This is a genomic window from Litoreibacter sp. GN1-5 (assembly GCF_055693805.1).
The window spans coordinates 555,490-569,877 of the sequence record NZ_JBVFUP010000001.1; the positions used below are offsets into that span (position 1 = coordinate 555,490).

Here is a 14,388-nt window from a genome sequence, read left to right on the forward strand (position 1 = left end):
GTAGGTGCTGGAATATTGCGAATGCTGGTATATCTCTGAAATTGTATATGCAGGAGGATAAAATGAGCCGGAAACACATACTCTGTTCAGTAATTCTGGCCTTTAGCTTTCCTGCGGTTGCGATGGAAAGCTCTCAAGGGGGGCTCACGGTTCAAAAGGTTGCAGATGATTTTGATGAGCCTTGGGCTGTAGATTTCCTGCCATCCAGTGGATTGCTTGTCACCGAGCGCGACGGTGCGCTGATTCATCTGCTGCAGGACGGCACGCAGATCGAGGTCAGCAATGTGCCCGATGTCGTTGCCGAAGGGCAGGGCGGATTGCTGGACGTGATGGTGCCCAGAGATTTTGCCACGTCGCGGCAGGTGTTTCTAAGCTATTCCAAAGCACAAGGGCGCGGTGCTGGCACGGCTTTGGGTGTTGGTACGCTAAGCGCAGATGGCACTGCGCTTGAAGGGTTTCAGACAATCTTCGAGATGGCCCGCGGCAGCACGGGAGGTCGCCACTTTGGCAGCCGCATCGTTGAAGCCAGCGATGGTACTCTCTTTCTGACGATTGGCGAGCGGGGCGACAGGCCGTCAGCTCAAGATCTTAGTCGCCATAACGGGTCCGTCATCCGCGTCACGCGGAATGGGGACGTGCCGTCTGACAACCCTTTTGTAAATCAGGGCGATGCGCAGCCGCATATCTGGTCTTACGGCCACCGCAATCCCCAAGGTGCTGCGCTTGACCTAAGAGGCAACCTTTGGGTTGTAGAGCATGGCGCGCAAGGCGGCGATGAAGTCAACCGGGTCAAACCGGGGGCAAATTACGGCTGGCCGGTAATTTCCTATGGCCGGCATTATTCGGGCCTCAAGATCGGTGAAGGAAGCGAAAAAGAGGGCATGGAACAACCTGCCCATTACTGGGACCCGTCCATCGCGCCATCGGGGATGATGATTTATTCCGGCAAGCTATGGCCGGACTGGAAGGGCGATATGTTTGTCGGCTCGTTGAAGTTTGACTATATTTCGCGCCTTGACGGGGACAGCGTAACTGAGACTGAGCAATTGAAGGATGGCGCGACAGGTCGCGTGCGCGATGTGGTTGAAGGGCCGGATGGCGCGATCTGGTTTCTGTCTGTCTATGATGGCGCGCTTTACCGGATTACACCCTGATCACAGAAGGCTGGGAAGCCACAGCACAATACCGGGAAACGCGATCAGAACCGCCACAGTCGCAACGTCTGCAACAAAAAATGGCGATGCGCCACGAAAGACGCCCTGAACCGAAATCGGTATCTTGGTATCTTGCGCCACACCTGCAACGACGAAGCAATTCAAACCTATGGGCGGGGTGATCAAACAGAGCTCGGCCATCTTGACCACGATGATGGTCGGGTTTTTATCTGCATGATAGTCAGCACAGAATTGCGCCATTTCGAACATGCCGATTGAGATGCCATCAAGGTTTCCAGCCTTTCTGTTGCCTTGGGGTGAATTGGCGGCTCTAATCAGAGCGCCAGAGGGAAGGACACACAATGCCTGCATATTTAAATCCATTGAAACAGGCCCTGCACGGGGGCAAGCCCTGCATGGGCTTTGGCTGAACCTGTGCAGCCCGATTGTGGCTGAGATCGCCGCGCAGGCAGGGTTTGACTGGTGCCTGATTGATGCGGAGCATAGCCCGAATGACCTGTCCGCCATTCTGGCGCAATTACAGGCCATGCAGGGCGGTGCTGCGCCCGTGGTGCGGGTCCCGAAAGGGGAAGACTGGATGCTGAAGCAGATCCTTGATCTGGGCGTGCAGACGGTTCTGGTGCCGATGATTGATACCGCCGAAGAGGCCGCAAAGATGGCCCGCGCCATGCGTTACCCGCCTGATGGCGCGCGAGGGTTGGCATCTGCCATTGCCCGCGCCTCTGGCTATAATGCCGAAGCCGATTATGCACAGACTGCGAATGATCAGGTGATGTTATTCGTGCAGGCCGAGACTCCTTTGGCGTTGGAAAACCTTGATGCTATTCTGGCCGTTGAAGGTGTCGATGGAGTGTTTATCGGGCCATCTGATCTTGCGGCATCGATGGGATATATTGCTGATCCGTCAGCGCCAGTTGTGACGGAGGCTATAGAGGACGCCATCAAGCGCATCCACGCGTCTGGCAAGATAGCGGGTATCATTGCCTTTGATCCGGCGCTGATCGCCCATTATACCAATCTTGGCGCACGCTTTCTGGGTGTTGGCAGTGATTTGGTGATTATGGCGGATGCCCTGCGATCCGTCGCGAAAACCTATGCGGATTGATCCCCACAGATATCACTTGAAAACCTATTGGCGGATGACGCCAACGCTACGATAGCCAACAAGGAGAGACACATGCCATTTCAGTTTCATCAATTCCCATATGGCTCTGACAATTACGCGGTCTTGATACATGACCCAAGCAGTGGTGAAACCGCCTGTGTTGATGCTGGGGATGGGGCCGTGGTGATGAGCGCACTGAAACACACGGGCTGGCCCCTGTCTCAGCTCTGGATCACGCATCATCACGGCGACCACATTGCTGGGGTGGCGCAGGTCAAACGCGATACAGGCGCGCAAGTTTACGGGCCGGATGGGATCAGTGGTGTGGATCATGTGCTGCGAGGCGGTGATCATTTCGAGTTCGCCGGACTTCGTGTGGATGTGTTGCACACGCCGGGTCACACGTTGGATATGCTCAACTTTTATATCGCATCGGAAGATGTTGTTTTTACAGGGGATACGCTGTTTTCTATGGGTTGTGGGAGGCTGTTTGAAGGGGACGCTGCGATGATGTGGGACAGCCTTCAGAAGCTGATGGCTTTGCCGCCTGAGACGATAATTTACTGTAGCCACGAATATACGGCGTCAAACGGCAAATTTGCCCTAAGCGTTGATCCGGACAATGAAGCTTTGAAACTGCGTATGGCAGAAGTGACTGAAAAACGCGCGAAAGGTGTAGCCACTATACCAACCACCTTGCAAGAAGAACTGGCCACAAACCCGTTTTTGCGTGCGGGCAATGCGGAGGCTTTTGCAGAGCTGCGCAGACTGAAAGACAGAGCTTAGGCTTTGATGGCAAAAGGTAACTCATTCCTGACCTTTATAACTTCGTCATTGTAATTCGTTCTGGAACAGCTTTAGTGTAGCTTTATGGTTTGATGATCATCTTAGGTATCGGCATTGAATCAGTAGAAGTTTCGTTGCGGCCCCGTTGGCAGGACAAAACCAACGCGCAGGCAGCAGGAGAGTCGGCCTTATGGCCTTGCCAGTATCGTTCAAGAACGCATTGGCTTTCATAAATGTGACGTCATTTTTTGGCGTCGGAGATAAAACTGCGATGCGACGCGCAAGAGATAATTTGAATGACAGAACCGGGGCACAGCCTCCGTTGGTCACGAATTGTCCCGTGTCGAATCTCGCCCAAACAAGACATCCCATCCTCAGACGGACCCTTCGACGGGGGCGTATTGATGCAGGATGCAAACGGATAACATGGCTAAGAAAATGCTTATCGACGCCACCCACCCAGAGGAAACTCGGGTGGTTGTCGCAGACGGAAACAAGGTTGAGGAATTTGACTTTGAATCCGAAAACAAACGCCAGCTTGCTGGCAATATCTATCTCGCAAAAGTAACACGTGTAGAGCCGTCTTTGCAGGCGGCCTTCGTGGATTATGGCGGAAATCGCCACGGCTTTCTGGCGTTCTCGGAGATACATCCGGATTATTATCAGATCCCTGTCGCTGACCGGGAAGCGCTGATTGCCGAAGAGCTGGAATATGCCAAATCGCTTGCAGAGGAAGAAGATAAACCTAAAAAACCCGCTCGCGGGGCAGGTCACGCACGAAGGCCAAGGCAGCGGATGCAAAAGCTGATGATGCTGTTACAACGGCAGAGCCCGCAGAACAGGACGACGCAGCAAATGCCGAAATTCCCGGTATGGGTGTTGTTGATCTTGAGGATGCGATTTCTGAGGATGAAGCACTTTCCCCGATGGAAACCGTTGCTGAGACGCCAGTGGAAACCCCCGTTGCCGGTGAAGATGACGCGGATGATGACAGTGCCGAAGATGATGATGCTGTCGAAATGGATGCAACGGACAAGGATGAAAATATCGAGTCCATTGCCCAGGAAGATGTAACCGAAGAAATCCGTACTCCGCGCAAACCCAGACCACGTCGGTACAAAATTCAGGAAGTCATCAAAGTACGCCAGATCCTTCTGGTGCAGGTTGTCAAAGAGGAACGCGGCAACAAGGGCGCGGCACTCACGACTTACCTGTCGCTTGCTGGCCGGTACTGCGTCTTGATGCCCAATACTGCGCGTGGTGGTGGTATTTCCCGCAAGATAACCAACGCCGCCGACCGCAAAAAGCTCAAGGAAATCGCGAATGAAATAGATGTACCGCAAGGCGCAGGTCTGATCGTTCGAACCGCAGGCGCGCAACGGACAAAGACTGAGATCAAGCGCGACTATGAATATCTGCAACGTCAGTGGGAACAGGTGCGTGAGCTGACGCTCAAATCCATCGCGCCGGCGCCGATCTATGAAGAAGGGAATTTGATCAAACGATCAATCCGCGATCTTTACAACAAAGAGATCGATGAGGTTCTGGTAGAAGGCGATCTGGGTTATCGCACTGCCAAGGACTTCATGAAAATGATCATGCCGTCCCACGCAAAGAACGTGAAGCATTATTCCGATCCTATGCCGCTGTTCGCGCGCCATCAGGTGGAAAGCTATCTGTCCGGCATGTTCAACCCGACAGTCCAGTTGAAATCCGGCGGCTATATCGTGATTGGTATCACAGAAGCCTTGGTCGCAGTCGATGTCAATTCAGGGCGGGCGACCAAAGAAGGCTCAATCGAACAGACGGCGCTGAATACTAACCTTGAAGCGGCCGAAGAGGTCGCACGACAAATGCGCTTGCGCGATTTGGCCGGCCTGATCGTGATCGATTTCATCGATATGGAAGAACGGCGGAACAATCTTGCGGTTGAGAAACGCCTTAAGGATAAACTGAAAACGGATCGGGCTCGCATTCAAGTTGGCCGGATCAGCGGGTTTGGCTTGCTTGAGATGTCTCGCCAACGCTTGCGTCCGGGTATGTTGGAGGCAACAACGCAGCCTTGTCCGTCATGTCATGGCACAGGGTTGATCCGGTCTAATGACAGTCTTGCCTTGTCGATCTTGCGCCAGATTGAAGAAGAGGGGACACGCCGCCGCTCGAAAGAGGTGTTGCTGAAAGCACCTATTGCCGTGGTGAACTACCTGATCAATGCCAAGCGCGAGCATATTGCGCAGATCGAAGCGCGCTATGGTCTGTCTGTTCGTCTGGAAGGGGACGCACATAAAGTCAGCCCTGATTTCGAGATCGAGAAGTTCAAGACGGCAACCCGTACTTTGGCTGTGGTCAACGAAAACGTCGTGTCGATGGACAGCATCGACATGTCCGACATTGATGATGCGGCTGAAAAAGACCTGGCGGAAGAAGAAGCCGCCGAAGCCGAAGAGCAACCTAAGAAGCGCAAGCGTCGCCGCAGGCGGGGCGGGCGCGGCAGGTCACGTGCTAATCAGAACGCGGAGAATGAACAGAACGCTGAGAGTGAAGCGTCAGACACGCCTGAGGCGCAACAAACGGATGCTGACGCTCCCTCTGCTGAGAAGGCACCTGATGCAGCTACGGAGACACCTGCAGAAGAAACGCCAGAGGTGGCGGCAAAGCCTAAGCCAAAGTCTCGGACACGCACGCGGACCTCACGCGCCAAGAAGACAGAGGTGGCATCAGAAGAGGCATCTGTTGGAGCCCCGGTTGATCCGAAACCTGATACAGAAGACGCTCCGGCCAAAAAGCCCGTCCGCCGGTCGCGGGCGAAGAAATCGCCTGTGGAACCAGTTGCCGAAACCTCTGAGGTGGTAGAGGCGGAAAAGCCGGTCGCTGAAGAAAAACCCAAGCGGACCCGTAAACGCGCACCCGCAAAACCGAAAACAGAGGCAGCCGCGGATGATGGTGACAAAGTTGCTAAGGCTATTGCCGAAGTGATGGCCGCACCAACCACTGTTGCTGCAGATGCAGGCGCAGTTGAAGCAAAATCCGAAGAGGTGGCGAAGGAAAAACCAAAACGCCGTGGTTGGTGGTCTTTAGGTCGCGGATAGGTTAGTTTAAAAACGCCGGGCTATGCCCGGCGTTTTGCATTATATCGCTGTAAAATTGTATTTATAATCAGCAGTAGGTTATCTACCGCCGTCTTCTTGCTTTTGCCGCGGCATCAGCCGTCGCCAGTATATCCTGCGCACGCAGCCATCCGGCGGACCCACGGGGCAGGGCGCCGCTGGCGCGTTCAGCGTGAAGCTTGGCTTCACTGAAACGGCCAAGCACTGCATACCGTTCAGCCGTGGCGACAGAGGCCATGCCGTTTTGACCTGTCTTCGCATGAGCCACAGCCAGATTGCGCAGCAACCCCGGATCGCCCGGATCGCGTGACCGCGCCGTTTCAAGTACCTTGAGCGCTTGGCGGTACGCGGCAGGGTTATCCGTTGCGATCAAGGCGCGGCCCAGACCAGACAGGATCAGCGGTTCATCCGGCGCAAGGGCCACAGCATTCTTGTAGGACGCTACAGCGGCTTGTGCATTCCCGCTTTCCAACAGGATTTGGCCCTTTAGTTCGTGGTAATAGGGGTCGCGCGGTCGCAGTTTCAGCAGCGTATTGATCTCTGATATGGCCTTCTTTGGGCTGGGCCTGCGGTGATAGGCAATCGCGCGTCGCAGCACAGCGGTTTCCCCGTTGCCTTTGGCCTCTTTTCGACGCAGTACCGAGCGGGGATTTTGCAGGAAACCCTGCAACTTGGCGTCCATCCGATCATACCAATAGGCGGATGCGGCAGAGGTTGGCTTTGCTTTGGCCTTCAAGCCCGCCACAAAACCTTTCACGCGCCGTAGCCGGTCCTGACTAAGCGGATGGGTCAGCGCATAAGGGTCTACGCGGCTGCGCAAAGCGTCCTGACCGCGGAAAATTTCCAGAATATCGGACATGGCGTCTGGGTCGATCCCGGCGCGGGCCATGTAGCGCAGACCAGCCTCATCAGCCGAAGATTCTTCGGCACGCGTATGGCTAAAGAACACCCGTCTGGCGGACCCGGCGGTGCCCGCTGCCAGCCCCGCTGCTGCCTGTCCTTCGCCATTTGCCGCGGCAGCCGCTGCAAGGGCAAGACCGATTGCAGTGACCCGATTGGCGACCCTTTGGTTAATGGCCCTACGCGAAATATGGCCATTGGCAATATGCGCAATTTCATGGGCGATGACGGCCTGTAGGGCTTCGGGACGGTCCAGCCGTGTGATCAGGCCGGAATGAATAAAGATATGCCGGCTATCGACGACAAAGGCATTCAACGAATTATCCTTGATCACCAGAATGCGCACCCGATCCGGTCCCATCCCTGCCGCTTGAAGGATCGGGGTCGCCAGTTGCTTGAGCGCTTGTTCCAGTTCTGCGTCACGGATCACAGTCTGTGCATTAGCAGGCAAGGCGGTGAGCGTAAAAAGGACCGCTGCGCAAATCAGGTTCAGCACTCTGGACATTGGCTTCCTTTCGGGTAATGCGTGTGGTTTGACCACTCATGCCAAGTCTGAGGGGAAGTTATGCGAAGTTCAAGCCGTGGCAAGGTTGATCCGTTCATCGTGATGGACGTGATGGAGGCCGCACGAAAAGCCGAAGCCGCTGGTCGCCATATCATTCATATGGAGGTTGGTCAGCCCGGAACACCTGCACCACAGGCCGCGCGGGATGCGTTGACAGCTGCACTGCAGAATGACGCGCTTGGTTATACGGTTGCTTTGGGTCTGCCAGAGCTGCGGCAAGGCATCGCGCAATTATATAAAGACTGGTACGACATCGATCTGTCGCCGGACCGCGTGGTCGTTACCGCAGGATCGTCGGCTGCCTTCATTCTGGCGTTTACCGCTTTGTTTGATGCAGGGGATAAAGTCGGCGTGACAGAGCCTGGCTATCCATCTTACAGGCAGATATTGAAATCCCTTGATCTTGAGCCTGTGGGTATTCCAACCAATGTCGCACAGCGACATGTGCCGCATATCCCGCAGGAGGATCTGGCTGGGTTGATCGTTGCATCGCCCGCCAATCCTACAGGGACGATGCTTTCGAAATCTGACTTGGCGACACTGACCGGCGAGTGCCAAGCGCGAAACATCGCATTTATCTCGGACGAGATCTATCACGGGGTACAGTATGACAGCCGCGCTGTATCAGCGTTGGAGGTTAGTGATGATGTCTATGTGATTAATTCGTTTTCCAAGTATTTCTCGATGACGGGCTGGCGTCTGGGATGGATGGTCGTTCCCGAAGATCATGTCAGGGTGATCGAACGGCTGGCTCAGAATATGTTTATCTGTGCGCCTCATGCGGCCCAGATCGCGGCGCTTGGCGCATTAGGCGCGCGAGGCGAGACCGAGGCGATGCGCGCAGTCTATGCCAGGAACCGCCGTCTGATGCTGGAAGGGCTGCCAAAAGCCGGGTTTGACCGTATCGCACCACCTGACGGGGCTTTCTACATCTATGCAGATGTTTCTGAGATGACCGACAACAGCGTGACCTTTGCGGCAGAGATACTGGATGAGGCTGGGGTTGCGGTGACGCCGGGTGTTGATTTTGATCCCGTGCGAGGCCATCAGACCCTACGTTTTTCTTACGCGCGGAGCACCGAAGACATACGCGAAGGCCTGATGCGGCTACAACAGTTTATGTCGGGGCGCTAAGCGTTATTGCCGTTTCCTCAGATATATTTTTGAGTTATGACTGGCGGAAAAAAGAGCGGTCATGGGTAAAACTTTATTATTTCTTCTCACAGCAGTTTTCACGGCTGGTATTGCTACTGCACAGGAATTTCGCGCATTGGCGCGGGTGGATCAGGGGAATTCTTCTCTACAGGATGTTTGGGGCGGGACAGAACTGCACTTATCGCTGACGCAAGCCGTGCCTTACCGGGTCTTTATGCTTGATGATCCACAACGGCTGGTGATCTCTTTCCGGGAGGTTGCGTTTGACGGTGACATTGCCCGGCTTGATCAATCCGATAGTGTCACCAGCTTGCGCGCAGGGGTGGTGCGACCCGGCTGGTCGCGTTTGGTCGTGGATCTGACAGAGCCGATGAAGATCACTGAGGCTGGTATGAAGGTGGACCCAATTGACGGAGGTGCGATGCTTGTTGTTCGCATGAGCAACACCAGCCCTGAAGATTTTGCCGCAGCGGTGCAGGACGACGTGTTCGATATTCCTCCACAGACTGACGATATTGCGATCAACAAGCCCTCGGACGAACCGATTGTCGTCGTGCTTGACCCCGGACATGGTGGCATGAGATCCCGGTGCTGAACGTCAGGGACATAAAGAAGCCGCTCTGATGCTGCGTTTTGCGCAGGAGCTGAAAGAAACTCTGGTACGCAGCGGCAATTACAAAGTCGTTCTGACGCGCACGAAGGATGAGTTCGTGTCTCTGCCGCGCCGTGTCTCGATTGCGCGCGCTGCCGGGGCAGATATTTTTTTGTCGCTGCATGCGGATGCGCTTGCGGAAGGCCGGGCAACGGGGACAGCGGTATATACCTTGTCCGAAGATGCGTCTGATGCAGCAAGCGCTGCCCTTGCAGCGCAGCAGGACCGCACGGATATCATCTCTGGTATCGATCTCAGCGCACAGGACGATCAGATTGCAGGTGTTTTGATTGATCTGGCCCGGGTGCAAACAAGTTCTCATACGGATTTACTGGCGGGGTATCTGGTAGAAGGGCTGCAAGACACGCTGGGCAAGTTACACAAGCGTCCGCATCTGAAAGCTGGCTTCTCGGTTCTCAAAGCACCGGATATTCCATCGATCCTGATCGAGTTGGGTTTTATGTCGTCACAGGAAGACCTGTCCAATCTGATGGATGCAGGCTGGCGCCAGAAAGCGGCACGCGGAATTCTTACTGCACTTGATCGTTGGGCACTGGAAGATGCAGCACTTGGCGGGCGGCTGTTGAAATAAAACCCACCCCTTACATCAATCCTTTTGCGGGGATATAGCATAAACTGCTTTTGACCTATATAGTATGTAAACTATAACGATTATACTTGTGATGCAGGAGCCGCTTCATGTTGCGGATGATACTATCCTTTTTGGGGCTATTTTTAGTTGGGCCTGTATTGGCGCGCTTGGTGCTTCCATGTTGGTGGGCGCCATTTTCTATATGTATTCGCGCGACCTGCCCAATCACGAACAGCTTGCGCAATATGCGCCTGCGACGATTAGCCGGATTTATTCTGGCCAGGGTGATTTGATCGACGAATTCGCCAACGAGCGCCGTCTCTTTGCGCCTGCAGATGAAATTCCCGATATTGTAAAGCAGGCCTTTATCTCGGCCGAGGACAAGCATTTCTACACCCACGCGGGCTATGATCCTTTAGGGATGGCCAAGGCCCTGCTGGAAGCCGCGCAAGGCAAGCCCTTGCGCGGTGCCTCTACGATCACGCAACAGGTCATGAAAAACTTCCTTCTGGGCGGTGAGCGATCCGCAGAGCGGAAGGTAAAGGAACTTATCCTAGCCGTGCGGATTGAAGACACGCTGAGCAAAGATAAAATCCTTGAGCTTTACCTGAACGAGATTTTCCTTGGCCAGAACAGTTTTGGGGTGGCGGCAGCGGCACAGACCTATTTCAACAAAACACTGTCACAACTTGAGCCCCATGAAGCGGCCTATCTAGCTGTTTTGCCGAAAGCACCGTCAAACTATCACCCTGTCCGACAGGTTGAGCGGGCCACGAACCGGCGTAATTTTGTTTTGCGCGAGATGTTTGAGAACGGATATCTGTCCCGGGAAGAGTATGAGGTTGCAAAATTCAAGTCTCTGGAAACGGTTCAAAGCGGTGCCTTTGCAGGGTTTCGTCAAAACCTACCGGACCGTGATTACTTCACGGATGAAATCCGACGTCAGTTGTCCAAGGATTTCGGCAAGGACGAATTTTTCGGCGGTGGCCTGACGATCCGCGCGACAGTGGATCGGGAGCTTCAGAAAGAGGCTGAGAAAACACTGCGTGTTGCGCTGGAAAACTATGACCGGGGGCAGGGCGTCTTTCACAGGGTAAAGGTGCAGATTGAGCCCGAGGCATTGCAAGGTGAAGGTGGCTGGCAAAAGGCTTTGTCGGCCACGCGGTTCCCGCGTGATATCCCGGATTGGTCCGTCGCAGTCGTTCTTGATTTTGACGGTCCCGACGCGCGTATCGGGATCGAGGGGCGCGAAAGCCTTGGCTATATTCCGGGGCGTGATGTCGCATGGGCCAGACCGCGTCGGGAAGACGGCACGCTCGGTTCGAAATCTGCGGATACGACCAACCTTCTGTCCGTCGGGGATGTGATCCACGTGCGCCCGGCCGAGAACGGCGAATGGTCCTTGCGGCAAGTTCCCGAAGTGCAGGGCGGCTTCATGGCCATGGATGTGAACACTGGTCGTGTTCTGGCCATGCAGGGCGGCTATTCCTATCAACACTCTGTTTTCAACCGTGCCACGCAAGCGACACGCCAGCCGGGGTCGTCCTTCAAACCCTTTGTTTATGCCGCTGCTTTGGACAGTGGTTTTGCGCCAAATACCATTGTGGTAGACGCCCCGATCGAGCTGAATACACCGCAAGGCCTATGGCGGCCCAAGAATGCCTCGAACAAGTTCTACGGCCCGGCGCCATTGCGGGTTGGTATTGAAAGATCACGTAACCTGATGACCGTCCGTCTTGCGGAAGAAATCGGCATGGGCACCGTTGCCAATTACGCCGAGCGCTTTGGTGTTTACGACCGTTTGCCGGGCTATCTTGCCAATGCGCTTGGCAGCCAGGAAACGACCCTGTTCAAGATGGTTGCAGCCTACGCTATGTTTGCCAATGGCGGCGAACGGGTCGAGCCCACGCTGGTCGACCGGGTGCAGGACCGCTGGGGTCGCACTGTCTATCGCCATGACCAACGTGTTTGCGAAGATTGTCAGGGGGCCTCTCTTGATCAAAACTTTGCGCCAACCATCGTTTCTAACCGCGAACGTGTGATGGACCCGATCACCGCCTATCAGCTGACATCAATGATGCAGGGTGTTGTCGAGCGGGGCACGGCGGCAAAAACTGTGAACCTGAGCGTACCGACAGCCGGTAAAACCGGCACGACCAATGACGCCAAGGATGTCTGGTTCGTTGGTTTTACGTCCAACATCGTGGCTGGCTGCTATATTGGATATGACCGCCCTCGCACGCTTGGACGTGGCGCGTCGGGCGGCGGCATGTGCGGCCCTGTGTTCAATAATTTCATGAAAAAGGCCGTTGAAAAATATGGCGGCGGGGAATTCAAGGTGCCACCCGGTGGGTACTTCGTGAAAATCGACCGAACAACAGGTGCGCGTCTGGATGATGGTGCCAATGGCCCCAATGTTGTGGCCGAGTATTTCCGGGAGGGCGAGGAGCCGGTATATGGTCTTGGCGCCGTTCTGGATGGTGGCTTTGCTATGGGGTCGAACCTGAACCTCTATACAAGTGGTGACAGCGATGTGACAGCTGTGCGCGAAGTAACCACGTCAAGCGGTAAAACAGCTGTGATACCGGAGCGCGCGAATTTTGGCACGCTCAGTGCGGGCGGGCTGTATTAGCACGGCTTGCCCCCGCACAATGATACCCGTATCACACTTACGAATACACTCTTTCAAAAGGTCAGTGCCATGCGTGCAGACGCTCAGAATGCTGTTGAGGCTATCCAAAAATCCCTCGATCTTTTGCGGCAGCGCATGGATTGGGACACTGCCCAGCATCGGCTGGAGGAATTCAACGCGCGTGTTGAAGACCCGGATTTGTGGAATGACACCGAGAACGCGCAAAAGCTGATGCGCGACCGCCAGTCTTTGGTGGATGCGATGGACAGCTATACGGCCATGAAGCAAGAGCTGGATGATAATGTCGAGCTGATCGAACTGGGTGAGGTGGAGGGCGACGCAGACGTCGTGACCGAGGCCGAGACGGCCTTGATGGCCCTTGTCGATAAAGCCGCCGCGAAAGAGCTTGAGGCGCTGCTGGATGGTGAGGCAGACGCCAATGATACATTTCTTGAAATCAACTCGGGCGCTGGTGGCACGGAATCCTGCGATTGGGCCTCTATGCTGGCGCGAATGTATGTCCGCTGGGCTGAGAAGCGCGGTTACAAGGTCGAGCTGCAATCTGAAACGCCGGGCGAAGAAGCGGGGATCAAATCCGCAGCTTACAAAATTACCGGTCATAATGCTTATGGTTGGTTGAAATCAGAATCCGGGGTGCATCGCCTTGTGCGGATTTCCCCGTTCGACTCGGCGGCCAAGCGGCATACGTCGTTCTGCTCGGTCTGGGTATATCCGGTGGTTGACGACAATATCGAAATCGACGTGAACCCGGCGGATATTCGTATCGATACCTACAGGTCCTCCGGGGCAGGGGGCCAACACGTGAACACAACTGACTCGGCTGTGCGGATCACTCACGCGCCCACAGGAATTGTTGTGACCTCGTCTGAGAAGTCACAACACCAGAACCGCGATATTGCCATGAAAGCCCTTAAGTCACGCCTCTATCAGATGGAGCTAGACAAACGAAACGCTGCAATCAATGAGGCCCACGAGAACAAGGGCGATGCGGGGTGGGGCAACCAGATCCGGTCTTACGTGCTTCAACCTTACCAGATGGTCAAAGACCTGCGCACCAATCACGAAACATCTGATACAAAGGGCGTTCTGGACGGCGATCTTGACCCGTTCATGGCGGCAACTTTGGCAATGGATGTGTCTGGCAAAAGTCGGGCAGAAGCACAGGCCGAGGGTTAAGCTGCAGTCGGCTATATTATTTCTGGGATGATGAGTGCAGGCTTCTGTTGCCAGGTGCCTGCGAACCCCGCCTATCGCAGCTAGGCGATAGGGCTTAAGATTTCAGTCTTTCGCACTGCTTAAGCAGCGAGAGCAACTGGAGCTTTGTTGTCGTTTGCAACTAGCTTAATTGTACCGATAACGGTGGTAACTCACCGAGACAAAGCTAACCCCTTTAGACGTCCGTCGATCCTATTTCGACCCCATGATCCCCAAACGAGGGAGTTTTGGTGGAGTCGCCGGGTACCGCCCCCGGGTCCGATCCGCTTATTACGAGCGCGTTTATGTCCATAGTCCCGAAGGACTGTACAAACATACGTGTCATACGCGCTTGGTTCAAGGGGTGGCCAAGTCTAAATCTCGGGCTTTAAGGGTTGGATTCGCTTATTGCGAAGAATGTAAATAATTTATGAACAATGTCGCCTCAATTTTTCCCAACGGTCATTAACGATTATGACAGTATTGCCATGAAATTGTCTGGGT

9 protein-coding genes, 1 other RNA gene and 2 pseudogenes are annotated in these 14,388 nt (G+C 54.7%); 9 read left to right on the forward strand and 3 right to left on the reverse strand.

What is annotated here, in order from left to right; translation table 11 throughout:
- The first annotated feature begins 62 nt into the window (after positions 1 to 62).
- The gene (locus ACZ1HF_RS02815) at positions 63 to 1,154 is read left to right on the forward strand and encodes a PQQ-dependent sugar dehydrogenase (protein WP_472656079.1); all 1,092 of its coding nucleotides are present in this window, start codon (positions 63 to 65) and stop codon (positions 1,152 to 1,154) included.
- On the opposite strand, the pseudogene ACZ1HF_RS02820 reads toward ACZ1HF_RS02815, so the two are convergent.
- A pseudogene (locus ACZ1HF_RS02820) lies at positions 1,155 to 1,370 on the reverse strand (TRAP transporter large permease subunit); the annotation flags it as partial. It lies immediately after the preceding gene.
- 232 nt (positions 1,371 to 1,602) lie between these two features.
- Here ACZ1HF_RS02820 and ACZ1HF_RS02825 point away from each other — a divergent pair.
- The 3 genes and pseudogenes from ACZ1HF_RS02825 to ACZ1HF_RS02835 all read left to right on the forward strand — a co-directional run bounded on the left by ACZ1HF_RS02825 (position 1,603) and on the right by ACZ1HF_RS02835 (position 6,155).
- Entirely contained in the window at positions 1,603 to 2,280 is a 678-nt protein-coding gene (locus ACZ1HF_RS02825; protein WP_472656080.1) for an HpcH/HpaI aldolase family protein, read from the forward strand.
- Between the two features lie 72 nt (positions 2,281 to 2,352).
- The gene (gene gloB / locus ACZ1HF_RS02830; RefSeq protein WP_472656081.1) at positions 2,353 to 3,066 is read left to right on the forward strand and encodes a hydroxyacylglutathione hydrolase; all 714 of its coding nucleotides are present in this window, start codon (positions 2,353 to 2,355) and stop codon (positions 3,064 to 3,066) included.
- A gap of 426 nt (positions 3,067 to 3,492) precedes the next feature.
- A pseudogene (locus tag ACZ1HF_RS02835) lies at positions 3,493 to 6,155 on the forward strand (Rne/Rng family ribonuclease).
- Positions 6,156 to 6,237: 82 nt separating this feature from the next.
- Here the strand turns inward: ACZ1HF_RS02835 and ACZ1HF_RS02840 are convergent.
- Positions 6,238 to 7,578 (reverse strand): M48 family metalloprotease, encoded by a 1,341-nt coding sequence (locus ACZ1HF_RS02840; protein ID WP_472656082.1) that lies wholly within the window; start codon positions 7,576 to 7,578, stop codon positions 6,238 to 6,240.
- Positions 7,579 to 7,638: 60 nt separating this feature from the next.
- Between ACZ1HF_RS02840 and ACZ1HF_RS02845 the strand changes: the two genes are divergently transcribed.
- The 5 genes from ACZ1HF_RS02845 (at position 7,639) to prfB (ending at position 13,866) form a co-directional block, all read left to right on the forward strand.
- The gene (locus tag ACZ1HF_RS02845; RefSeq protein WP_472656083.1) at positions 7,639 to 8,772 is read left to right on the forward strand and encodes a pyridoxal phosphate-dependent aminotransferase; all 1,134 of its coding nucleotides are present in this window, start codon (positions 7,639 to 7,641) and stop codon (positions 8,770 to 8,772) included.
- A 61-nt stretch (positions 8,773 to 8,833) separates the two neighbouring features.
- Positions 8,834 to 9,388, forward strand: coding sequence for an AMIN domain-containing protein (locus tag ACZ1HF_RS02850; RefSeq protein ID WP_472656084.1), 555 nt, complete (start codon positions 8,834 to 8,836; stop codon positions 9,386 to 9,388).
- A gap of 28 nt (positions 9,389 to 9,416) precedes the next feature.
- On the forward strand, positions 9,417 to 10,037 hold the full coding sequence (locus ACZ1HF_RS02855) for an N-acetylmuramoyl-L-alanine amidase family protein (RefSeq protein WP_472656085.1): 621 nt from the start codon (positions 9,417 to 9,419) through the stop codon (positions 10,035 to 10,037).
- Positions 10,038 to 10,128: 91 nt separating this feature from the next.
- The gene (locus ACZ1HF_RS02860) at positions 10,129 to 12,669 is read left to right on the forward strand and encodes a penicillin-binding protein 1A (RefSeq protein WP_472656086.1); all 2,541 of its coding nucleotides are present in this window, start codon (positions 10,129 to 10,131) and stop codon (positions 12,667 to 12,669) included.
- Between the two features lie 69 nt (positions 12,670 to 12,738).
- Positions 12,739 to 13,866, forward strand: coding sequence for a peptide chain release factor 2 (gene prfB, locus ACZ1HF_RS02865; RefSeq protein ID WP_472656087.1), 1,128 nt, complete (start codon positions 12,739 to 12,741; stop codon positions 13,864 to 13,866).
- 33 nt (positions 13,867 to 13,899) lie between these two features.
- On the opposite strand, the gene ssrA is transcribed toward prfB, so the two are convergent.
- Positions 13,900 to 14,249: a transfer-messenger RNA gene (gene ssrA, locus ACZ1HF_RS02870) on the reverse strand.
- Positions 14,250 to 14,388 lie beyond the last annotated feature (139 nt).